This is a genomic window from Acinetobacter sp. AS167, assembly GCF_037152175.1.
Classification (GTDB): domain Bacteria; phylum Pseudomonadota; class Gammaproteobacteria; order Pseudomonadales; family Moraxellaceae; genus Acinetobacter.
Genome location: NZ_JBBCMP010000008.1, coordinates 102,359 through 124,899 on the forward strand (window position 1 = coordinate 102,359; position 22,541 = coordinate 124,899).

Here is a 22,541-nt window from a genome sequence, read left to right on the forward strand (position 1 = left end):
ATTTTTACAAAGTATGTGGTTGGAATAAAGCTTGTACAAAACAGGAGAATTTCTGATGTTGTTCAGCTAAAAAGTTTTGTGAGGCTGTGGTTTTAATTGAGGTTAAAACTTTAAGCTGATCTTTATCTGAGATCAATTTATTCTCGCCACGCTTTTGCTGATTAAGCGCTTTTTCAATCGGTGATTGTTTGTCTACCACAACAATTAATGATTGTATTGGCTTGGTTGTATCTTTAATTGCAGCAGTATGGCCTGTCTGTGCCATCACTGCGAGTCCTAGACTTAAGCCCAAGATCTTTAAATAAGAATCATTCATTCCATCGGCTCCCCTTGATGGTCAAATTTTTGTTCTTGAACATGTTTATTGTAGCAAAACAACTTACAAAAAGCATAACTACGTCACATTTTTTAATAATACTACACAAAAAATGTTTAAAAAACAATCATTGAAACGAAATGTAATATTTTAATTGATAACATATAAATGTGGATGAATCGTGAAGAATTCAAGTTTAGGTTAATTTGTGTAAAAAACATACTAAATAATTTACATGAGTAATACACATTTTTAGATATATTAAATTATGAATAAGTTAGTTTAAATATTTATAAGTAATTGATTGTTAAATCAAAATAATAAAAATATAGTGCTTCTAAATCATTAGAAACTGAGAAAGAAATGAAAAAACTACTGCTTTTAAGTGCGATCAGTTTAATCGTCACAGGGAATACTTATGCAGCGAAAGAATTTTTAAATGTATCCTACGATCCTACCCGAGAATTTTATCAAGAATATAACAAAAGTTTTGGTCAATTTTGGAAATCAAAAACAGGCCAAGATATTGAATTTAAACAGTCTCATGGTGGTTCTGGCAAGCAAGCACGTTCAGTAGTAGATGGTTTGCAAGCAGATGTGGTGACACTGGCTTTGGCTAATGATATTGATGAAATTGTCAATGCAGGTTTGATTGAAAAAGGCTGGCAAAAAGAATTTCCGAATAATTCTGCACCCTACACATCTACTGTTGTTTTTTTAGTGCGTAAGGGCAATCCGAAAGCAATTAAGGATTGGAATGATCTGGTAAAACCAGGAGTTGAAATTATTACACCAAACCCTAAAACAGGCGGTGCACCACGCTGGATTTATTTATCAGCATGGGGTTACGCACTAAAACAACCGGGTGGTAATGATGCAAAAGCGCGTGAATTAGTCAAACAAATATATAAAAATGTCAAAGTGTTAGATTCAGGCGCTCGTGGCTCGCTCACAACATTTGCGGATCGTGGTATTGGCGATGTTTTGTTGTCTTGGGAAAATGAAGCAATTTTGGCGACGTCTGGTCCAGATAAAGATAAATATCAAATTATTTATCCATCGATTTCAATTCTAGCCGAGCCTTCAGTCGCAATCGTCGATAAAGTGGTTGATAAAGATGGCAATCGTAATTTAGCAAAAGGCTATTTAAATTATCTTTATTCACCAGTAGGGCAGGACTTGGCAGCAAAATATAATTTCCGTCCGCGTAATGCCAAAGCTGCGGGCAAATATTCGGCAAAATTTCCAAAAATTAAACTCTTTACCATAGATCAAGTTTTTGGCGGCTGGGCAAAAGCGCAAAAAACCCATTTTGCCAATGGGGGGATTTACGATCAATTTACGGCTGAAAAGTAATTTGAATCAAATACAAACAAGTCCTCTTTGATCAAAGGGGGGCTTTTTTAGCTTGAAATATTTGTGATAAAACAAATAAAACAGACAAAATATAAGCCACAGTGATGTTGAGCGCTTTCATCAATTAAAACCATAGATGGATTTTTAATCTGTTCTAAGTTTGCGGGTATTTCGCTTTTTGATTGAAGTTTATTCGCTTATTTCATATATTTAGAATAATTTTAGCGATGTTAGCACTCATAATATGAAAACTAATTTTAAAGCACTGATGAGTGCTGTGGTTATGGTGACGGGATTAACTGTTGCAACGACAGCAAGTTATGCTGCTGACCGTGAATTTTTAAATGTGTCTTATGATGCAACGCGTGAGTTTTATGATGAGTTTAATAAATCATTTGGTGCTTACTGGAAATCTCGTACAGGTAAGACTGTTGATTTTAAACAATCGCATGGTGGTTCGGGAAAACAAGCGCGTGCCGTGGTTGATGGCTTAAAAGGTGATGTGGTGACCTTAGCTTTGGCGAATGATATCAACGAAATTGTGAAATCAGGTCAAATTAACCCAGGATGGGAAAAAGAATTTCCAAATAACTCAGCACCGTATACGTCTACCGTTGTGTTTTTGGTACGCAAAGGTAATCCCAAAGGTATCAAGGATTGGACAGATTTGACCAGACCTGGGGTACAAATCATTACGCCTAACCCTAAAACAGGTGGTTTACCTCGCTGGATCTATCTCTCAGCTTGGGGCTATGCACTTAAACAACCAGGTGGTAATGATGCTAAAGCACGTGATTTTGTTTCTAAGATGTACCATAACGTAAAAGTTATGGATCCAGCTGCACGTGCATCGATGACCACATTTGCTGAACGTGGGATTGGTGATGTTTTACTGACGTGGGAAAATGAAGCTATGGTGAGTAAGAAAGCATCTGGCAATAAGTTTGATATTGTCTACCCCTCGATGTCAATTTTGACTGAACCATCAGTGGCAATTGTTGATAAAACAGTAGAGAAGAATGGCAATAAATGGTTAGCAACGGGTTATATTAACTATTTGTATTCTCCAATAGGTCAAGATATGGCAGCACGCCATTTCTATCGCCCGCGCAATGCAAAAATCTTAGCTAAATATTCCAATCAATTCCCTGAACTGAAAACTTTTACGATTGATGAAGTCTTTGGTGGTTGGGCAAAAGCGCAACAAACTCACTTTGCCAATGGCGGTGTTTTTGATCAGATTTATAATAGCAAGCGCTAAACATCAACTATTTTGATTGAATCAACCTCCTTTTTAGGAGGTTTTTTCATTCTGTTATGAATCATTTAGACTAATATTAAACTGAGTAATCAATTTAACTATGGATATTGTACTAAGGCTCGCAACTGAAGATGATATTGAGATTATTTTTGATATACGAACGTCAGTCAAAGACAACCATTTGTCAAAACAACAACTGACTGAACTTGGTATCACTGAGTTGGTAATATTAGATTTGATTCAAAATACTTCGACTGTCTAGCTTACAGAGCTACAGCATCAAGCGTGTGGTTTTTCGATCGCAGATTTAACTGAGAGCAGTGTATTTGCCATGTTTGTCCAGCCCGATTTTGAAGCCAAAGGTGTCGAAACTGCGCTTTTGAAAAAATCAGAAGATTTATTATTTGAATCTTTTCACGAAATTTGCTTAGAAACTGATCAAAAAAGTCGTACTTTTGAATTTTATCTCCGACAGGATTGGCGTGTTTCAGAGTATTTTGACAAGGGTGATGTGAAAATGGTCAAGACACAATAACGCTTTGTAGCAGAATGAATGAGCCATTTTTTGTACTGAACTTTTATAAAATGCACTTTAAAACGGTTTTCTCTATAAAAAGTAATATTTCCCTACAAAAAGTCGTTTGGAGCTTTGGCAAAACAAGGTAATAATGTGCAGTTACTTTTTTTGCTTAAACTGAAACCATAATTATGTCTCATATTTCTGTATTACTACATGAAACTGTCGATGCTTTACTTGCAGATCGCAATACAGGAATTTACGTGGATGGGACATTTGGACGTGGTGGACACACGCGTTTATTGTTATCTAAATTAGATGAACATTCAAAAGTTTATGCTTTTGATAAAGATCCACAAGCGTTAGAAGTAGCATATCAGTTAGAAAAAGAAGATCCTCGTTTTAAAATTATTCATGCCAGTTTTGCAGATTTACAACAAGAATTAAATCAATTGGATATTTATCAAGTCGATGGGGTTATGGCAGATTTAGGGGTGTCATCACCACAGCTAGATCAAGCAGATCGTGGTTTTAGTTTTATGAAAGATGGACCACTTGATATGCGTATGGATAATTCTCAAGGACAAACAGCCGCAGATTGGCTACTGGATGTCGATGAAGAACATTTGGCCAATGTGATTTTTCAATATGGTGAGGAACGTTATAGTCGTCGTATTGCACGTGCGATTAAGCAAGCAGGTTATATCGAAACCACTGGAAAATTAGCGGAAATTGTTAAAGTTGCGCATCCAAAGTGGGAAAAGAATAAACATGCTGCGACACGGACGTTCCAAGCTATTCGTATTGAAATTAATAAAGAACTCGATGACGTACATACCTTTTTACCTCAAGCCGTAGATTTGTTAAAATCAAATGCACGTTTGGCTGTCATTAGTTTCCACTCACTTGAAGACCGGATTATTAAACAATTTATTCAAAAAGAATCAACGTTGCCAGAAGATAATGGTTGGGGATTACCTCAAAAAGTACAAGATACTCGTCGACTGAAAAAAGTAGACAGAATTCGTGCCAGCGAGGAAGAAGTCAAAGCCAATCCTCGTTCACGTAGTGCATGGCTTCGAGTTGCAGAACGCTTAGAACAAAAAGGCGCAGAATGAAACAAGAAATTATAGAAGAATCAAGTCATAAGCTGGCCATTAAAAAAACCATTGTTTATGGTGTATTGGTTGCTGCTGTGTTGATCAGTGCCTTTATGGTGGTGTTGCAAGTCTTTGCCTATCGTCATGATTTCCGTGATCTAAATAGCTACATGCGTGAACGTGAAGATATCAATGCAGAATGGGGACGTTTGCTCATTGAACAACAAACATTTGGTGCAACTGCACAAATTGGAACGCGTGCAGTGACACAATTGAGAATGTATTCACCGCCAGCTGCGCAAACAGTTGTCATTTCATTACCAACTGAATCAGAGCAGAAGAAGTAAGGCATCTGTATGGCAGATAAGCAAACTAAACCAACCCGGCAGCCGCGTAAAAAGCAGCCTTCAATTACCCAGAAAAGTACTGTATCGATAGATATGTGGCGTTTCTATTTAATGTGGGGCGTGGTTCTTTTATGTTTTGTGGGTTTGGTCGGTCGCGCATTTTATGTGCAAGTGATTAACAAAGACTTTTTACAAAATAAAGCCAATGCCAATATCCTACGTTCTGAAACATTAAAAGCCATGCGTGGTGTGATTAGTGATCGTCATGGCGTGCCTCTGGCAATCAGTTCCCCAATCATGAAAGTAGTGATTGATCCACGGGAGTATTTTGAGACTAAAAAACAGTTTGATACTATTACGGCTGAATTACAAAAAACACCCAATAGTCGCAAGCTTAAACGTCAACTGCCTGATGAAAATTTAAATCTAGATGAGTTAGCAGATGCAGTTGGTCTTGATCGCGCAGATTTAAAAAAGCGATTAAGTGAACGTCCTCGTTCTCGTTATTTGGTACTCAAAAAAGAAGTTCCACCACCTCAGGCTGATTTTATTACACAGCATAAATTTGCTGGTGTTTATGCAGAGAAAACCTACAAACGTTACTATCCTCAGCCACAACCCAATGCGCAAATTATTGGTCTCACCAATAGTGAAGGAACGGGGATTGAGGGTTTAGAGATGCAATTGAACACACGTCTGGCGGGTGAAGATGGTGAGCAAAAGATTTCTCGTGATAAACATGGTAACCGTATTACCACGCCTGAAGTGGTGAAAGAAGTTAAAGCAGGGGAGAACATCACCTTAAGTATCGATTCACGTTTGCAATATATTATGTATCGTGAGTTGACTGCGGTGGGTGTTGCCAATAATGCACGTTCCGCTTCTGCAATTGCTGTGGATGTAAAAACGGGCGAAATTCTGGCTATGGCGAGTTGGCCTTCTTATAATCCCAATGATAAAAATGGCTTAAGTAATAAAGATGCTATGCGGAACCGTGGTGCAATTGACATGTTTGAACCTGGTTCAACCATGAAACCTTTTACTATTGCCGCAGGCTTAGAAAGTGGCAAATATACGCCTAACTCTGTGGTTAGTACTAGTCCTGGTTCGATGCGTTTAGGCTCCCATACTATTCGTGATACGCATAATTATGGTTCGTTGACCGTCACTGGTGTGATTATCAAATCTTCGAACGTGGGATCGGCAAAGATTGCCTTGTCTTTACCAAAAGAAACTTTACCAAGTTTCTTTAGAAAAGTGGGTTTTGGTCAGCGTTCTGCAGTTAAATTCCCAGGTGAGAGTGGAGGTTTAGTACTTCCACCTGAAAAGTTAAATTCTTCACAAATTGGCACAATGGCCTATGGTTATGGTTTAAATGCTACTATTTTACAGTTGGCGCAAGGCTATGCAATGTTGGCCAATCATGGTGTGGAATATCCTTTAAGTCTCTATAAATTAAATGATCAGCCCAAAGGTAAACAGGTTTTAGCTCCTAAAATTGCTGATGAAGTTTTGTTGATGTTAGAGCAAGTCACGATGCCCGGTGGTACTGCAAAACAAGCCAATATTCCTGGTTATCGCGTGGGTGGTAAAACAGGTACAGCACATAAGTTGCGTCCTGACCACAGAGGCTATTCGAATACTGAATACCGTGCTTTATTTGCTGGTGTGGCACCGATTAGCGATCCTCGTTTAGCCGTTATTGTTGTAGTCGAAAATCCGCGGGGACAATATTATGGTGGTTTGGTTGCAGCCCCAGTATTTGCTCGAATTATGCAAGAATCTTTACGTTTAATGAATGTGCCTTTAGATAAACCTCTTGAAACGGCTAAGGCCAAGCCATAGGTAAACCATAATGATTAATTTTCAAGATATTTATAAAGTTGATAATACAAAGACGTGGATGTCTGAGTCATTTAATGGCTTTTCTCTAGATAGTCGTTATGTACAACAAGGACAAATTTTTATTGCTTTAACCAGTTATTCGCAACCAGAAAAAACAGCACAATTCGCTCAAATTGCTTTAGACAAAGGCGCATTGGCGATTATTAGTGAAACAGATTTAGGTTTTGAATCTGCATTGATCTGCCCAGATGTTCGTCAGTTAATGGGTCAATGGCAAAAACAATATTTACAAGCAACATCCCCTGTAAAAGCTGCGCGAATTCTTGCAGTCACAGGAACCAATGGTAAAACTACGATTTCACGCCTCGTTGCTGAATTACTGGCATTGCAAAATAAAAAATGTGCAGTAATGGGAACCACAGGTAATGGGATTTTGCCAAACCTAGAAGCGTCTTCACATACCACTTTAGATGCTTTACATTTACAAAGTCTTTTGCATGAATTTTCTATGCAAGGTGCTGAATTCGCTTCTATTGAGGCAAGTTCACATGGTTTGGCACAAGGTCGTTTAAATGGTTGTGATATTGAGATTGCTGCATATAGTAATCTGAGTCGAGATCACTTGGATTATCACGGGACGCTTGAAGCCTATGCTGAAGCAAAAGCGTTACTGTTTAAATTTGCTACGCTAAAAGTTGCGGTAATTAATATAGACGATGCGCATGCAGATCTAATGATGAATGCGGCAAGTAGCAATCTGTCACATCCAAAAGTATTGACCTATTCAACCTCTAAAGCGGCTGATTACCAAGTATTTGGGATTAAATATAGCCTAGATGGAGCAACATTCCATCTAAAAACAGCCAAAGCTGAATTTACTGTGAATAGCCCATTACTTGGGCATTTTAATATTGAAAATTTGGTGGCCAGTTTAATTGTTGCTGAGCAAGCAGGTTTTGATTTAAAGCAACTTATCGCAGTTGTACCTAACCTAAAAGGTGCACCTGGACGTATGCAAGTGATTCGTGATCAAGATCGTCTGTTTGTGGTGGATTATGCACATACACCAGACGCTTTAACTCAGGTTTTAAAAACCTTAAAACGTCATGTTGAAAATCAGCTTTGGGCTGTCTTTGGTTGTGGTGGCGATCGAGATCGCGGTAAACGCCCATTGATGACCAAAGCAGCTTTGGAACAAGCCAATCCTGTGATCATCACATCAGATAATCCGCGTACAGAAAATCCTGAGCAAATTTTTGCCGATATGAAGCATGAAATTGATTTTAGCCAGCATGAGGTTCACGAAATCCGTGATCGCCGTGAAGCAATCAAATATGCAGTAAAGCATGCACAATCAGGTGATATTGTTGTGATTGCCGGAAAAGGGCATGAAAATTATCAAGAAATTGATGGTGTCCGTCATTGGTTTGACGATATCGTTGAAGTGCAATCGGCAATAGATACACAACACAATAAACCCAATTCAGCTTATCCAGCTCATTAGGACTAAGAGATGCACACCTCTACCACCAGTACTGTGCCTTTGGAGCCATGGTCAGCAGCACAACTTGCTGAAGCAACTCAAGGTTATTGGTATTTAGATCAAGCACCACAAGGTGAAATTAAACGTATTTTGACTGATTCACGTCATGCTGAATTAGGTGATGCTTTTTTGGCGCTCAAAGGTGAGCGTTTTGATGCACATGATTTTGTTGCCCAAGTGGCTGCGAATGGCTGCCAAATTGCCATTGTTAGCCATCCAATTGAAGCAAATATCTGCCAACTTGTCGTGGCGGATACTCGTTTGGCATTGGGGCATTTAGGCGCGTATCGTCGGGCTCAACATCCACAATTAAAAGTGATTGCACTTACAGGTAGTAGTGGTAAGACCACCACCAAAGAGATGTTGGGGAGTATTCTTTCACGTTTAGCCCCGACCTTGATTACACGTGGCAATTTAAATAATGATCTTGGTGTGCCAATGATGTTATTGGAGCTACGTTCAGAGCATCAATATGCGGTGATGGAACTTGGTGCAAGCCATCAAGGTGAAATTGATTACACCTCAAATCTTGTACAGCCACATGTTGCTGGTATTCTAAATATTGGAACTGCACATTTAGGCGAATTTGGTGGACGTGATGGAATTTGCCGTGCTAAATCTGAAATTTACCGTCATATTGATCCAGCTGGAATAGCAATTGTTCCTGCTCAGGATGATTTTACGAATGCGATTCGCCAAGTGGTACATACTGAGCAAGTGTTAAGTTTTGGTCAGGGTGGCGAAGTCTTTGCGACGGATGTTCAGTTACACGCACAGTCTACAATCTTTACACTTAATACGCATCAAGGTGTAAGAACGGTCAATCTGCCTTTTGCAGGCGAACATAATGTTCATAATGCAGAAGCAGCGACAGTATTTGCTTTGGCGATTGGTGTTGAGTTAGACGATATTGTGATTGGCTTGGAGTCGGCACAAGGTGCAAAAGGGCGTTTGAATTTTATTCATAAGCGCAAGCACTTATTTATTGATGATACCTATAATGCCAATCCGACTTCAATGCGTGCAGCAGCTGAAGTACTTGCGCAACAGCAAGGGATCAAAGTGATGGTGATTGGCGATATTGGCGAACTGGGCGATACTGCTGCTCAGCAACACTATATGTTGGGTCGTGATCTGGTTTCAGTGGATGGGATCGACTTTGTTGTCGCGGTAGGGGAGTTTGCGCCTGCCACACAAGAAGGTGCGCGAAGTACTCAATATGGTAAAAAATTACAAGCTTTTCTTAACCAAGAACAAGCTTTACCTTTATTGTTAAGTTTAATTGCAACACATCAACCACAGTCCATGAGTTTCTTGTTTAAAGGTTCTCGCTATACCCATATGGAAACGTTGATGGCTGATTTGATGGAGAAAGTTTAATGCTGTATTGGTTATTTCAACACTTGGCGGGTTATGAAAACGCGTTCCAAGTTGTTCGATACTTATCGTTACGAGCATTGCTCAGTGTACTCACTGCACTTGCGATTGGTTGGGCCTTGGGACCAGTAATGATCCGTAAATTACAAGCGCTCAAATATGGTCAGGCGGTTAGTTCATATGCACCTGAAAATCATGCCAAAAAAATGGGTACGCCCACTATGGGTGGGATTTTAATTCTGCTTTCAATTGGGATTAGTACTTTACTGTGGGCAGATTTATCCAATCCTTATGTATGGATTGTCTTGGCTGTTATGGTGATCTTTGGTGCTGTAGGATGGGCGGATGATTGGATTAAAGTACGCTATAAAGACAATGCGGGCTTACCTGCTAAGAAGAAGTTCTTTTGGACTTCAGTTGGTTCTTTAGGTGCGGGTATTGCTTTGTATATAATCGCCACTCAGCAAGACAGTCCTGTACATACTGCGAATATGTTGGATTTATTGATTCCATTTTTTAAAAATCTGAGCATTCCATTGTCGTCCATTCCGTTGGGTATTGGATTTATTATTTTTACCTATCTGGTGATTAATGGTGGATCAAATGCAGTAAATTTGACAGATGGCTTAGATGGCTTAGCGATTATGCCGATTGTCTTGGTTGCTGCAGGTTTAGGTGTTTTTGCATATTTGGCAGGTGATATCCGCTTTGCCAATTATTTACATATTCCTTATGTAAAATATACGTCTGAGCTGGTGATTATTTGTGCTGCAATGATTGGGGCTGGTTTAGCATTTCTTTGGTACAACGCGCATCCTGCCCAAGTCTTTATGGGGGATGTAGGGGCGTTATCATTGGGGGCAATGTTAGGTACAATCGCGGTAATGGTTCGTCAAGAAATCGTCTTTGCTATTATGGGTGGTGTATTTGTTGTAGAAGCAATCTCCGTATTCTTGCAAATCGGATCGTTGCGTATGCGGAATAAGCGTGTATTTCTTATGGCGCCGTTACATCATCATTATGAGAAAAAAGGCTGGCGTGAGACTCAAGTGGTGATTCGTTTTTGGATTATCACAATTATGCTGGTAGTTTTGGGTCTAATGACATTAAAATTACGTTAAGCCAGAGTGATTTGAAAAAGTCGGCATTTGCCGGCTTTTTTATGGCCAAAAAATATCTTTTTGGAGAATGCAATGAATTTGTTGATGTGCCCCGTATGTCGTGAGGTATTGAGCCTATCGGATCGGACTTGGCGCTGTGTAAACAATCATAGTTATGATGTAGCAAAACAAGGCTATGTAAATTTACATGTAGTACAACATAAGCATAGTAAAAATCCTGGAGATACGCCTGAATCTGTACAAGCACGACGTGGATTTTTAAGTGGTGGATTTTATGCACCTTTACAACAAGCCGTTGTTGAGAAAATTCGTGGGTTGCGTGTTGAAAACCTACTGGATATCGGTTGTGGTGAGGGCTACTATACCGATGCTATGCAGCAAGAAGTGATGCAATGTATTGGTGTTGATATTGCAAAAAATGCGGTTCAAGTTGCTGCAAAACTCAATAAAGACGTGACATGGATTGTGGGTACAGGTGCAACCTTACCTGTATTGGATCATTCTATTGATTTGTGTACCAGCTTATTTAGTCCGATCCCTGAAGAAGAAATACTCAGAGTTCTTAAGCCTAAGGCTTATTTGATGGTGGTGACACCTGCTCCTGAGCATTTATATGCAATGCGTGAGGGTTTGTTTGATGAAGTTAAAGCGCATGAACCACAAAAATTTGTAGAGCAATTACAATCCTCTTTTGAGTTAATTGAGCAGCCTATTGTTGAAACAACGTTTGAGTTGGATCAAGCACAATTAAAAAACTTGATTGCGATGACCCCCTATGCTTATAAAGCAAAACCTGAAAAGCGTTTGGCTTTAGAGGCACACATTAAAACCACATTAAAAGCTGCATTCCAAATTTATATTTTTCAAAAAAAATAACAGAAATCTTAGCCATAAAAAATGCCATCAATTGATGGCATTTTTTATTTGAAAAGTTAATTATTGAACTTCATTAATCAAGTTTTCAAGAGAATCGCTTTCTCGTTTCGCACTCCCTTGATTCATTGCAGGAGGGGCTACTTTGTTCGGTTTTAGCGGTTGATCTGAACCCTCATCAGGTAGGTCTTCAAAGTCATTTGATGAATTACGTGATGGTGTAACAGGTGCAGGTTTGAAGATTGGACGGGCTAAAGGTGGTGATGAACCATAGCCTTCGTTTTGAGTAGCGCCTTCAACTTGTGTTTGGTTGCGTTCTTCACGAGAAATTGGTGCTTTGGCATTTTTATCAAAATGTACCCAAGCAGATGGCGTGTCTTTTAAGGCTTTACCCATAAAGCCAGTCCAGACTGGAAGTGCTGCGATCCCACCGAACTCACGACGACCAAGTGTTGAAGGTTGGTCAAAACCGACCCAAGCAATCGCGACTAATTTGCCGTTGAAGCCAGCAAACCAAGCATCTTTAGCATCATTGGTTGTACCCGTTTTACCGCCAATGTCATCGCGACCAATTTTAAGCGCTGCACGACCTGTACCATGTACAATGACATCACGAAGAATATTTGCCATATCAAAAGCAGATTGTGATTTTAAAATCCGTTGCGCTTGGCGATATTTACTTTGCTCTTCCTTACTTAGTGGGGGTTGAGTCTCATCTACTGTAAGGTTTGCACCTTTAATAACTTCATCATCAGGAGTGATTGCTTCTGCATCTGCAACAGTTTCTTTTTGATTGATACATGGAATACACGCATATTCAGGCGCTGCTTCGTAAATGGTTTTTCCATAAGCATCTTCAATACGACTGATGAAATGTGGTTGAATCCGATATCCACCATTGGCAATTGCGGCATATCCTGTAGCCATTTGAACAGGAAGTACTTGCGGAGTACCAAGAGCGATGGTGAAGTTTCGTGGAATTTGATCTTCTTGTAGGCCAAAATCCATCAATAATTGACGAGCACGTTCTACACCGACGCTTTGTAATAAACGTACAGATACTGTATTACGAGATAAGTACAACGCACGTCGTAAAGGAATCATACCCAAATAACGACCATCTGAGTTTCTCGGTGACCAACGACCAATCGTAATTGGGCTATCGTTCACCATGGTATAAGGGGTCATCCCGCGTTCAAGTGCAAGGGCATATACGAATGGCTTAATGGTTGAACCAGGTTGACGCCAGCCTTGTATTGCGCGGTTAAATTTAGATTGGTAAAAGTTGTATCCACCCACCACAGCTTCAATTGAACCATCGTTCGGGTTGATAGCGATGAGTTGACCCTGTGCTTTCGGCGTTTGAACCAATGACCACGCTGTTTTACTATCATTGGGACGTAAACGAATAATATCTTTGACGTTTACAATCTGTGAAGCACGGCTTGGTGCTCCACCCACTGCATTGGCATTGATATATTTTCTTGCCCAAGACATACCAGACCAAGGTACTGTCACTGTTGAACCATCTTGCATTTTGGCATCAAAACTATTGCTGCCTACTTTGATGACTTCAGCAGGGTAGGTATTGGCATAAGGAATAAATTCTTTTAACGGTTTGTCATGAGCTTCAGCACCGCGCCATCCATGACGCCGATCATAATCTTCCAAGCCTTTTTGTACAGCATCTTCCGCATATTGTTGGCGTTGGCTGTTTACAGTTGTATAAACTTTATAACCTGAATCAATTGCTTGATCGCCAAATTTTTCTACCAGTTCTGACCGAACCATTTCTCCTACATAGGGAAATCGATTACTTAGGCCTCGATCAGGCATACTCAAATTAATTGGTTCAGCTACGGCTTTTTCATATTCTACTTGTTTGAGATAGCCGAGTTGTAACATACGACCTAGAATCCAGTTACGACGTTCTAATGCACGTTCAGGATTGACCACAGGATTATATTTTGACGGTGCTTTAGGTAGACCTGCAATCATGGCCATTTGAGCAACACTGAGTTGATCTAAACTTTTGTCATAGTAAATTTTTGCAGCAGCAGCAATACCATACGCATTTTTACCTAAAAAGATTTTATTGACATATAAAGACAAAATTTCTTCTTTCGATAGATTTTGTTCTATTTTACGTGCCAAAAATACTTCTGTAAGTTTGCGTTTTAGCGTCCGTTCAGGTGATAAATAATAATTTTTAGCAACCTGCATGGTAATTGTTGAGCCACCTGTTTGTACATTTGACCCAGTTACACTTTCACTCACTGCTCGACCTAAGCCTTTAAAGCTAATCCCGCTATGTTCGAAGAAAGAAGAGTCTTCGGCAGCAAGGAAGGCGTGAATGAAATGAGGAGGGATCTGATTGTACTCAACAGGGACCGAAAGCTTGCCACCATATTCAGCGATCAGCTGATTATCTGCTGAATAAACTTGCAAAGGTTTAAGCAATGGCGCCTTTTTTAAAGAGCTCATTTCTGGTAGTGATGGCGCGATATATAGATACATTCCATAAAAGCCCATCGGAATTGCGACTAAAATAATGATAATCAGCAAAAAAAAGGGATGAATATAACCTGAACAAGATAGCTTTTTCATAACAAGTAAGTTTTAATAATAGCTAATGGCAAACTAATTGCGTTCAGTATAGCTTCTCATGTGACGGATTGTTAGATGGGATATTGTATCTGTAAAAAATTAAGACCAAATGCAGTCAGTTTGTGTTATTTATTGGGGATAAAAAAATAATAGGAATTCAATCGTGCTTAGACTATATCGTAAGCCAAATAAGGGGTTAATAGGAGTAGATATTAGTTCTACTACTGTAAAGATTTTAGAGCTCTCTGTTAAGAACGGTCGTTACTGGGTTGAAAGTTATGGGTTAAGCCCTCTGCTGGATGGGAGTGTTGTTGAAAAAAACATTCTTAATCCTGAAGCAGTGGCTGATGCGTTGGAAAGGGCAGTCAATATTGCCAATCCTCAATCACAAAATGTCGCGGTTGCTGTACCTACTTCTATGGTGATTCACAAAATCATTGAAATGGATGCAGATATGTCGGATGAGGAGAGAGAAGTTCAGATCCGAATGGATGCTGAACAATATATTCCTTTTCCATTAGATGAAGTCAGTTTAGATTTTGAAGTTTTAAAAGATAAGCTAGCAAATCCAAATCGAGTCAATGTATTACTCGTTGCAACACGTGCAGAAAATATCGATTCTCGTGTTGAAGTTTTAGAAATCGCAGGCTTGTCACCCAAAATCGCAGATGTAGAAAGCTATGCAATTGAGCGTGCTTTTGATGTCTTTTCTGATACCTTGCCAATTGGTGTAAATCTTGTGGGTATTCTAGATATTGGTCATACCATGACGACTTTGTCTGTGATGCAAAATGGCAAGATCATTTATACCCGAGAACAAGTTTTTGGTGGCAAGCAGCTGACTCAAGATGTACAGAACCGTTATGGTTTGTCTTATGACGAAGCTGGTCGTGCCAAAAAAGATCGGACTTTACCTGATGATTTTGAAACAGAAGTTTTAATGCCGTTTTTAGAAGCAGTTGTACAACAAGCTGCTCGTTCATTACAGTTTTTCTTTTCATCTTCTCAGTTTAATGAGATTGATCATATTTTACTGGCTGGTGGGAATGCTAATATTCCTGGTTTGGCAAAATTATTACAACAAAAACTAGGCTATCGCGTCACGATTGCAAATCCTTTCTTGCAGATGGGATTTTCACCACAAATTGACTTAAGAAAAATAGAAAATGATGCACCTTCTCTAATGGTTGCGTGTGGTTTGGCGTTAAGGAGTTTTGATTAATGGCAAAGATTAACTTACTCCCTTGGCGTGATGAGCTAAGAGAACAGAAGAAAAAGCAATTTGTTGCGATATGTGTTGGGGTTGCACTGATTGGTTTAGTTTCCGTGTTATTGGCATGGTTCTATTTTGATCATAAGTTACAAGATCAAGAGCAGGCTAATCAATTGGTGACCAGTACCAATCAAAATTTAGATACGCAACTCAAAACTTTAGATGGTTTGCAAGAGCGCCGTAATGCAATTATTGAGCGTATGAAACTTATTCAAGGCTTACAGGGTCAGCGTCCTGTGATTGTTCGCTTAGTTGATGAATTAGTCCGTATTGTTCCTGCACAAATGTACATCACAAAATTTAGTCGTGTAGGTGATAAGTTTACGATTGAAGGAAAAGCAGAGAGCCCAAACACAGTTGCTGAATTGCTACGTGGCTTAGAAGCTTCTGAATGGTATCGAAATGCGTTTATGAACTCGTTCTTAGCCGCAGATGAAAATAAAAATAAAGGGCAAACTTCGGTTATTCCTCGTGTGGAAGAATCATATGGAAGTTTTGTTGTGACTGTAGATATCGGTGAAATAGCTGCAACTACAGATGCAGATACAACTAAAGCTGAACAAGTTCCAGCTGCTGGGGGGGCAAAATGAGTCGAGAAGATTTTGAGCAATTAGATTCATCTGTAAATGATGCTCCAAAAAAGAACAAGATGACTTTTGAGAAATTTTTACAACAATTCAATACTTTGGATATGAATAACTATGGCACTTGGCCCTTATCCGTTAAAGTAACATGTTGGGTCTTCTTATTTTTCTTGGTTTGTGCAATTGGTTATTTTTTAGCAATTAGACCTAAATTAGAGGCAATTGACCAAGCACGTACAGTTGAACAAAACTTATTAAATGAGTTTAAAGAAAAAGATTCCAAATTACGAAATTTGCAGCAATATCAAGCGCAATTACAACAAATGGAAGCGAACTTCAATCAGCAATTAGAACAGCTTCCCAAAGAAACTGAAATTCCAAGTCTGGTTGAAGATATTAACGTGACAGGGGTGAGTTCTGGTTTGAAATTTAAAAATATCAAATTAGAACCAGAAGTGAAGCAGGAGTTCTTTATTGAGCAGCCGATTTCGATTGATGCAACAGGGGATTATCATTCATTTGGCAGTTTTGTAAGTAGTCTGGCGGCATTACCTCGTATTGTGACTTTGCATGATTTCACAATTACAGGAACACCAAGTCAAGATAATAAATCTGATGTGCCGGTGATTGACTATACCATTAAAGCAAAAACGTATCGTTATATTGGAGCCGATGAGCAGAAAACAAATAAATCTTCGAATGCTGTTGCACAGAAGACAACGACACCTCAGCAAGGAGGGAAGCCACAATGAAGCAGCTCATTAAAATAGTTTGTGGAATCTCATGTGCGGTGCTGTTGGTGGGGTGTGATTCTCGAATTGATGCCGTAAATCAAGAGATGGCAAATATTCGAAATCAGCAACCATTACCGATTGAGCCTGCGCCAGTATTTAATCCGGTACCAAGTTTTAATTATTCAGCTCAACAATTACGTAGCCCATTTTTACCGAACTCATTGGCAAATGAGTTGAAAGTTAAGTCAGGTAAGCAAGTCTACCCTAATTTTTCAAGACAGCCACAACCACTTGAAAGTTATCCTTTAGAGTCATTAACACTAAAAGGAAGTATGAAAGGAACAGTTGGGCAGACAGTGGGTTTGATTAAAACACCTGATGGCGAGGTTGAGCGGGTACAACGTGGGAATTACATGGGGATGAATCAGGGGCGAATTATTGAAATTACGCCTACCCGTATTGATTTATTGGAAATTGTTCCAGATGGTCGAGACGGTTATATAGAAAGACCACGAAGTCTAGTTCTAATCGGTCCAATAGATTAAAAACGGAATAAAGGAATAAAAATGAAAAAGAGTTTGAAAAATATCTTTAACGGGGATGGTAAGTTTATGAATAGTCAACTTCGTCAATTTACTATGGCGGCAGTGTCAATTGCGATTATGCAGGTTGCAATAGCGCAAACAACTATGACCAATATTGTACCAATGAAAATACCAGGGCAAGGTACAGAAATTCGTGTCATGTTTAATGGTTTACCTCCACAGCCTCAAGCCTATCAATTGGACAATCCATCTCGACTGATTTTGGACTTTGATCAGGCGAAGCAAACGATCAATCAATCATCCATTGCTGTGGCAAGTGAAGAAGCGTCTACGGTGGATGTTGCGGCCGATGATCAACGTTCACGCTTAACCGTAAATTTAAAAAATAGTGGTTCTTTTACAACGCGTGTTGAAGGGAATACTTTTATTTTAAAAATTAATAATAATGCTAATCAAGCGACTGCATTACCCACTTATGCTGCATCTTCGCTGAATAAGCAAAATCAAGGCATTGCAGATATCGGTTTTCAGCGTGGGGCTTCTGGAGAAGGACAGGTTATTGTGAATCTCTCAGGTGCAAATACGCCTGTAGATGTACAACAACAAGGCAGTAAAGTTGTTATTCGAACTTTGGGAAATAAAATCCCAGCGCATTTAATCCGTCGTTTAAATGTGAATGATTTTGCAACGCCAGTTTCTTCTGTAGATGCTTATAATGACGGTTCAAATGGCGTCATTACCATTCAATCAAGTGGTAGCTATGAATATATGGCTTTCCAAGCTGAAAACAAATTGACAGTGAGTTTAAAGCGTCCCGCAGAAAGCAAAACAAATCGTCCAAATTCAAGTCAGTCTTATACGGGTAAGAAAATCTCGCTTGATTTTCAAGATATAGAAGTACGACGTGTTCTACAGCTACTTGCTGATTTTACTAGTATCAATATGGTGGCAGCAGATTCAGTTCAAGGTAATATTACTTTGCGTCTAAAAGACGTACCTTGGGATCAGGCCTTAGATATCATTTTGAAAACAAAAAACTTGGATAAGCGTCGCAATGGCAGCGTAATTTGGATTGCACCTGTAACTGAGCTAATTAAGGCAGAAGAAGATGAAGCAAAGGCTTTAGCTCAAAGTGTTAAATTAGCACCAATCCAAACTGAATATATTCAGTTGAATTATGCTAAAGCTACGGATATCGAGAAATTAATCACAGAAGGTAAAAATTCTAAAAATACAAATAATTCAAATACAAATAGTTCTAATAGTTTGGATTTAAATAATTTAGATCCATATGGAAATAATGTAGGAAGTTTATTAAGTCCTCGAGGTACGGTTACTGTAGATGCTAGGACAAATACACTGATTATTACAGATACAGCCGTAAAAATTGACCAAATCCGTAAAATGGTTGATTTACTAGATATTTCCGTAAAACAAGTCATGGTTGAAGCGCGAATTGTTCGGGCAACAACAGATTTTACTAAAGAAATGGGGGTAAAGTGGGGGATTTTATCTCAAGGGGTTACCAAGAATAATGACTTACTTGTTGGGGGAAGTGATCAAACACTTTGGGATTTAAAAACCCCAGATAGTAATGGCAAATATACTATTACACGCCCTGATAATTTAAATGTAGATCTTGGCGTGACGACTCCCGGTGCAAGTAAAATTGCATTTGGTCTAATTAGTCTTTCTGATTTTATGTTGGATCTAGAGTTATCAGCATTACAGGCTGATGGTTATGGTGAAGTGATTTCAACGCCAAAAGTAATGACTGCGGATAAACAAAAGGCCAAAGTGGCATCTGGTCAACAAATTCCGTATCAATCAACTCAAACAGCAGGGGGGAGTGCAGTTGCAACGACTGAATTTAAAGATGCTTTGTTAAGTCTAGATGTGACACCGAGTATTACCCCGGATGGAAAAATCCAAATGCAGCTCAACGTCACAAGCGATTCAGCAGGTCAAGTAGTAAATGGAAATGTTGCAATTAATAAAAATGAAATTAATACCAATGTATTGGTTGATAATGGCGAAACAGTGGTGCTAGGGGGGATTTTTGAACAAGAAACTAAAAATAGCCAAACCAAAGTTCCATTTTTAGGAGATATTCCATATCTTGGTCGATTATTTAGAAAAGATGTTAAGTCTGATAATAAACGAGAATTACTAATCTTTGTGACACCAAGAATTGTTAATGACAGTCGTACGAGAAATCATTAATATACTTTCAATGAAAGCAATTCAATAGGTGACTCCTTGCCAAGCAAAGAGTTGGAAACCCTACCGAATATTTATTTGGTAGGGCCCATGGGAGCAGGAAAAACAACAGTTGGTCGGCATCTAGCGGAACTGTTAAGTCGTGAGTTTTTAGACAGCGATCATGAAATAGAAAGAAAAACTGGGGCATCTATTCCTTGGATTTTTGAAAAAGAAGGCGAACAAGGTTTCCGTACAAGAGAAACTATCGTGATTGATGAACTCACATCAAAAAAAAACTTAGTGGTTGCAACAGGTGGCGGTGCAGTGACTCAAGCCATGAATCGGGAATATCTCAAACATAGAGGTATTGTGATTTATTTATATACGCCTGTAGAAATCCAATTATTACGTACGCATCGAGATAAAAATCGCCCCTTATTACAAGTTGAGAATCCTGAGCAAAAGTTAAAGGATCTACTTAAAGCACGAGATCCACTGTATAGAGATGTCGCGCATTATATTATTGAAACGAATCAGGGAGCTGCGCGAGATTTAGCGCTGAGAATATTGCAGTTAATCGTTTCAAAAGAAATTATTTAGTCAGTAAATTATCATTCATTGTTATTTGGCAGAATCATGCAAACTTTACATGTTGAACTGGGTGAACGTCGTTATCCAATTTTTATTGGTAGTCATTTGAATCCGCAAGAATTGCTTGAACCTTATATTAAGGGACATCAAGTTATGATTGTTACAAATACCACAGTTCAGCCCTTATATTTATCGCACTATGTTGATGCAATTCAACAACTGGGTAAGCAGGTTACAACATGTGTTTTGCCTGATGGTGAAAAATATAAAGATATTCAGCACCTCAATTTGATTTTTGATGCTTTGCTTCAAGCTGGTTTTAATCGTGATTGTACGGTTTTAGCTCTAGGTGGTGGAGTGATTGGTGACATGGCAGGTTTTGCATCAGCTTGTTTCCAGCGAGGCGTATATTTTATTCAAGTTCCGACCACATTATTATCTCAAGTTGATTCGAGTGTTGGTGGAAAAACAGGAATTAATCACCCATTAGGTAAGAATATGATTGGTGCATTTCAGCAACCTCAAGTGGTTTTGGCTGATATGGCACAACTCAGAACACTGCCTGAACGTGAGCTTTCAGCTGGTTTGGCAGAGGTGATTAAATATGCGCTATTGGGTGATTTAGAATTTTTAACATGGTTAGAAGATCATATGGATGGGCTGATTGCCCAAGATCCAGAATTCTTGGCTGAAGCGGTTTATCGTTCTTGTGCACATAAAGCAAGAATTGTGGCTAATGATGAGAAAGAACAAGGCGAACGCGCTTTATTGAATTTAGGTCATACTTTTGGGCATGCTATTGAATCGTATCTAGGCTATGGAGTTTGGTTGCATGGAGAAGCGATTGCAACGGGTATGGTGATGGCTGCTGATTTATCTTATCGTATGGGGTGGATTTCACACGATGATCTGGAACGTACAAAAAAAATCATACAACGTGCCCAATTACCTGTAGCATGTCCTAAAATTCCGCTTGATGAATTTTTGGCATATATGTCACATGATAAAAAAGTATTAAATGGTCAACTTCGTTTAATATTGATAAAACAACTCGGACAAGCCATCATAACCAAAGATTTTGATGTCGAGTTGATGAAACAAGCGATTCTCGCGAATCAGATATAGAAAAGGTTAGTTCCAAATGGCAGCAATTCGTACAAATTGGCAAAATATTCGACAATATATTTGGTTGGTTGGTGGATTAATCTGTCTTTTGGTAGCACTGATTTTTTGGGTAGTGACTGACACGAAAGATCTAGTCACTGTCGTCAATCCTATCGAAGAGGCACAAGTTCAAATTCAGCCTGAAAAAGTTGCTGCGACATCGCACTTAGGTGCTTTGATGGATGAGGTGCGCCCACTTGAAATGACCACACGTATCGTGACTGCAGGTAACCATGATGTAGAGTTTCGTGGTACAAAATTTTTTCAAGAAAATAAGAAAGCTTGGATGATAGAACTATTTAAAACCTCAGATGAAGATGTCATTCTTGGGTTTTTACAAAAACAAGCGGATCGTAAAAATTTTATTTATTTTCGTTTAAGTGGTGAAGATCAAACAGAGCAATATGTTTTAGCCTATGGCGTATTTAAAAGTGATGAGCAGGCGAAAAATCAGTTACGACAGTTAAATTTAAAATTACCAGCATCTATACATCCGCAGGCCATTCAGTTTGAAAAATACATTCCTTTAGTCAATGATCTAGGCTCAGATGAAATGGCAGGTACAAATAAACTCTATCAAGTGAAGTTAAAGTCTGCACCTTTGCCTGTTGTTGATGAAACACTACTGGCGCAAGCAAAATCGGCATTGTCATCTTTAACAGGTTCAACTCCTACGAACCAGACCACCAAAACTACAATCACTCGTCGTGATGCATCTGGCAATGTAGTGGATGTACAAAAGTCGCAATCTCATGCACAGACTTCAGGCAATACAAAAGAGCCAGCAGGCAATTCTTCTGATAAAAAGCCAACTGAGCATGAGGTAAGTGACCCTTTTAATTAAAATAAGCTCTAAAATGAAGCGAAATTAATTATTTAATTTTATATTTGCACAAAAATGGTGCTATATATGCCTTTATAAGAAGCTTAGAATTTTAAAGAATATCTTTATTTCACTATCTTTTAGTGATTTGGTGAACAAAAATAAAATTTGGCATATTTTTTGCTTTATTGTTGCGCTAATTGAGTTGATTGTCCCTGTTTTGGAGCGAAATGATTCAGTTGGTGTGCGATTTAAGTCTGGTTGAGTGCTTTATTTCAGTGCGGAAGTTGTAAAACAATCTTGCAATTAAAGTAAAAACAGACTGGTATTCGATTCTGTCTAAGTGGTTTACTTGGGATAAG

The 22,541-nt window shown here is 38.9% G+C and carries 21 protein-coding genes; 19 read left to right on the forward strand and 2 right to left on the reverse strand.

Going from position 1 to position 22,541, the window contains the following annotated elements; genetic code table 11:
• Positions 1–4: 4 nt before the first annotated feature.
• Positions 5–316: a hypothetical protein gene (locus tag WFN33_RS14050; protein ID WP_004725398.1), complete on the reverse strand. Its 312-nt coding sequence runs from the start codon at positions 314–316 to the stop codon at positions 5–7.
• A gap of 363 nt (positions 317–679) precedes the next feature.
• Here WFN33_RS14050 and WFN33_RS14055 point away from each other — a divergent pair, with 363 nt between their 5' ends.
• The 11 genes from WFN33_RS14055 (at position 680) to WFN33_RS14105 (ending at position 11,659) form a co-directional block, all read left to right on the forward strand.
• Positions 680–1,672 carry a sulfate ABC transporter substrate-binding protein gene (locus tag WFN33_RS14055; protein WP_336953681.1) on the forward strand — a complete coding sequence of 331 codons (993 nt, stop codon included), beginning with the start codon at positions 680–682 and terminating at the stop codon, positions 1,670–1,672.
• 244 nt (positions 1,673–1,916) lie between these two features.
• Positions 1,917–2,933 (forward strand): sulfate ABC transporter substrate-binding protein, encoded by a 1,017-nt coding sequence (locus tag WFN33_RS14060; protein WP_336953682.1) that lies wholly within the window; start codon positions 1,917–1,919, stop codon positions 2,931–2,933.
• Between the two features lie 100 nt (positions 2,934–3,033).
• Positions 3,034–3,195: a hypothetical protein gene (locus WFN33_RS14065; protein WP_336953683.1), complete on the forward strand. Its 162-nt coding sequence runs from the start codon at positions 3,034–3,036 to the stop codon at positions 3,193–3,195.
• Positions 3,196–3,264: 69 nt separating this feature from the next.
• Positions 3,265–3,468: a hypothetical protein gene (locus WFN33_RS14070; RefSeq protein WP_336953684.1), complete on the forward strand. Its 204-nt coding sequence runs from the start codon at positions 3,265–3,267 to the stop codon at positions 3,466–3,468.
• Between the two features lie 173 nt (positions 3,469–3,641).
• Positions 3,642–4,568, forward strand: a complete 927-nt coding sequence (gene rsmH / locus WFN33_RS14075) for a 16S rRNA (cytosine(1402)-N(4))-methyltransferase RsmH (RefSeq protein ID WP_336953685.1) — start codon at positions 3,642–3,644, stop codon at positions 4,566–4,568.
• Positions 4,565–4,897, forward strand: a complete 333-nt coding sequence (ftsL, locus tag WFN33_RS14080; protein ID WP_336953686.1) for a cell division protein FtsL — start codon at positions 4,565–4,567, stop codon at positions 4,895–4,897. Before rsmH ends, ftsL begins: the two co-directional genes overlap by 4 nt.
• Before the next feature lie 9 nt (positions 4,898–4,906).
• Positions 4,907–6,742, forward strand: a complete 1,836-nt coding sequence (ftsI, locus tag WFN33_RS14085) for a penicillin-binding protein PBP3 (RefSeq protein WP_336953687.1) — start codon at positions 4,907–4,909, stop codon at positions 6,740–6,742.
• Between the two features lie 7 nt (positions 6,743–6,749).
• Positions 6,750–8,246, forward strand: a complete 1,497-nt coding sequence (locus WFN33_RS14090) for a UDP-N-acetylmuramoyl-L-alanyl-D-glutamate--2,6-diaminopimelate ligase (RefSeq protein WP_336953738.1) — start codon at positions 6,750–6,752, stop codon at positions 8,244–8,246.
• Positions 8,247–8,255: 9 nt separating this feature from the next.
• Entirely contained in the window at positions 8,256–9,665 is a 1,410-nt protein-coding gene (locus tag WFN33_RS14095) for a UDP-N-acetylmuramoyl-tripeptide--D-alanyl-D-alanine ligase (protein ID WP_336953688.1), read from the forward strand.
• Positions 9,665–10,783, forward strand: a complete 1,119-nt coding sequence (gene mraY, locus WFN33_RS14100) for a phospho-N-acetylmuramoyl-pentapeptide-transferase (protein WP_004725416.1) — start codon at positions 9,665–9,667, stop codon at positions 10,781–10,783. Before WFN33_RS14095 ends, mraY begins: the two co-directional genes overlap by 1 nt.
• A gap of 72 nt (positions 10,784–10,855) precedes the next feature.
• Positions 10,856–11,659, forward strand: coding sequence for a putative RNA methyltransferase (locus WFN33_RS14105; RefSeq protein ID WP_336953689.1), 804 nt, complete (start codon positions 10,856–10,858; stop codon positions 11,657–11,659).
• Positions 11,660–11,719: 60 nt separating this feature from the next.
• Here the strand turns inward: WFN33_RS14105 and ponA are convergent, their stop codons facing one another.
• Complete coding sequence (ponA, locus tag WFN33_RS14110; protein WP_336953690.1) at positions 11,720–14,263, reverse strand: penicillin-binding protein PBP1a; 2,544 nt, start codon at positions 14,261–14,263, stop codon at positions 11,720–11,722.
• Between the two features lie 163 nt (positions 14,264–14,426).
• Here ponA and WFN33_RS14115 point away from each other — a divergent pair, with 163 nt between their 5' ends.
• From WFN33_RS14115 to WFN33_RS14150, 8 genes are read left to right on the forward strand one after another with little or no spacing between them, the layout of a single operon-like run.
• Positions 14,427–15,485 carry a pilus assembly protein PilM gene (locus tag WFN33_RS14115; protein WP_336953691.1) on the forward strand — a complete coding sequence of 353 codons (1,059 nt, stop codon included), beginning with the start codon at positions 14,427–14,429 and terminating at the stop codon, positions 15,483–15,485.
• Positions 15,485–16,126, forward strand: coding sequence for a PilN domain-containing protein (locus tag WFN33_RS14120; RefSeq protein WP_336953692.1), 642 nt, complete (start codon positions 15,485–15,487; stop codon positions 16,124–16,126). Before WFN33_RS14115 ends, WFN33_RS14120 begins: the two co-directional genes overlap by 1 nt.
• Positions 16,123–16,872, forward strand: a complete 750-nt coding sequence (locus WFN33_RS14125) for a type 4a pilus biogenesis protein PilO (RefSeq protein WP_336953693.1) — start codon at positions 16,123–16,125, stop codon at positions 16,870–16,872. Before WFN33_RS14120 ends, WFN33_RS14125 begins: the two co-directional genes overlap by 4 nt.
• Positions 16,869–17,399, forward strand: coding sequence for a pilus assembly protein PilP (locus WFN33_RS14130; protein ID WP_336953694.1), 531 nt, complete (start codon positions 16,869–16,871; stop codon positions 17,397–17,399). The genes WFN33_RS14125 and WFN33_RS14130 overlap by 4 nt, the downstream gene beginning before the upstream one ends.
• Positions 17,400–17,420: 21 nt before the next feature.
• Entirely contained in the window at positions 17,421–19,622 is a 2,202-nt protein-coding gene (gene pilQ, locus WFN33_RS14135) for a type IV pilus secretin PilQ family protein (RefSeq protein WP_336953695.1), read from the forward strand.
• A 36-nt stretch (positions 19,623–19,658) separates the two neighbouring features.
• Positions 19,659–20,201, forward strand: coding sequence for a shikimate kinase AroK (aroK, locus tag WFN33_RS14140; RefSeq protein ID WP_004725433.1), 543 nt, complete (start codon positions 19,659–19,661; stop codon positions 20,199–20,201).
• 36 nt (positions 20,202–20,237) lie between these two features.
• Positions 20,238–21,317 (forward strand): 3-dehydroquinate synthase, encoded by a 1,080-nt coding sequence (aroB, locus tag WFN33_RS14145; protein ID WP_336953696.1) that lies wholly within the window; start codon positions 20,238–20,240, stop codon positions 21,315–21,317.
• A 16-nt stretch (positions 21,318–21,333) separates the two neighbouring features.
• Positions 21,334–22,200: a hypothetical protein gene (locus tag WFN33_RS14150; RefSeq protein WP_336953697.1), complete on the forward strand. Its 867-nt coding sequence runs from the start codon at positions 21,334–21,336 to the stop codon at positions 22,198–22,200.
• Positions 22,201–22,541: the final 341 nt, after the last annotated feature.

Excerpts from the sequence above, each read along its gene's own strand:
- WFN33_RS14120 (WP_336953692.1), top strand. The coding sequence starts at position 15,485 with ATGGCAAAGATTAACTTACTCCCTTGGCGTGATGAGCTAAGAGAACAG.
- WFN33_RS14150 (WP_336953697.1), top strand. The coding sequence starts at position 21,334 with ATGGCAGCAATTCGTACAAATTGGCAAAATATTCGACAATATATTTGG.
- WFN33_RS14065 (WP_336953683.1), top strand. The coding sequence starts at position 3,034 with ATGGATATTGTACTAAGGCTCGCAACTGAAGATGATATTGAGATTATT.
- WFN33_RS14070 (WP_336953684.1), top strand. The coding sequence starts at position 3,265 with ATGTTTGTCCAGCCCGATTTTGAAGCCAAAGGTGTCGAAACTGCGCTT.
- ftsL (WP_336953686.1), top strand. The coding sequence starts at position 4,565 with ATGAAACAAGAAATTATAGAAGAATCAAGTCATAAGCTGGCCATTAAA.
- WFN33_RS14095 (WP_336953688.1), top strand. The coding sequence starts at position 8,256 with ATGCACACCTCTACCACCAGTACTGTGCCTTTGGAGCCATGGTCAGCA.
- aroB (WP_336953696.1), top strand. The coding sequence starts at position 20,238 with ATGCAAACTTTACATGTTGAACTGGGTGAACGTCGTTATCCAATTTTT.
- WFN33_RS14050 (WP_004725398.1), bottom strand. The coding sequence starts at position 316 with ATGAATGATTCTTATTTAAAGATCTTGGGCTTAAGTCTAGGACTCGCA.
- WFN33_RS14060 (WP_336953682.1), top strand. The coding sequence starts at position 1,917 with ATGAAAACTAATTTTAAAGCACTGATGAGTGCTGTGGTTATGGTGACG.
- WFN33_RS14105 (WP_336953689.1), top strand. The coding sequence starts at position 10,856 with ATGAATTTGTTGATGTGCCCCGTATGTCGTGAGGTATTGAGCCTATCG.
- ftsI (WP_336953687.1), top strand. The coding sequence starts at position 4,907 with ATGGCAGATAAGCAAACTAAACCAACCCGGCAGCCGCGTAAAAAGCAG.
- WFN33_RS14130 (WP_336953694.1), top strand. The coding sequence starts at position 16,869 with ATGAAGCAGCTCATTAAAATAGTTTGTGGAATCTCATGTGCGGTGCTG.
- WFN33_RS14125 (WP_336953693.1), top strand. The coding sequence starts at position 16,123 with ATGAGTCGAGAAGATTTTGAGCAATTAGATTCATCTGTAAATGATGCT.
- ponA (WP_336953690.1), bottom strand. The coding sequence starts at position 14,263 with ATGAAAAAGCTATCTTGTTCAGGTTATATTCATCCCTTTTTTTTGCTG.
- rsmH (WP_336953685.1), top strand. The coding sequence starts at position 3,642 with ATGTCTCATATTTCTGTATTACTACATGAAACTGTCGATGCTTTACTT.
- pilQ (WP_336953695.1), top strand. The coding sequence starts at position 17,421 with ATGAAAAAGAGTTTGAAAAATATCTTTAACGGGGATGGTAAGTTTATG.
- WFN33_RS14055 (WP_336953681.1), top strand. The coding sequence starts at position 680 with ATGAAAAAACTACTGCTTTTAAGTGCGATCAGTTTAATCGTCACAGGG.
- mraY (WP_004725416.1), top strand. The coding sequence starts at position 9,665 with ATGCTGTATTGGTTATTTCAACACTTGGCGGGTTATGAAAACGCGTTC.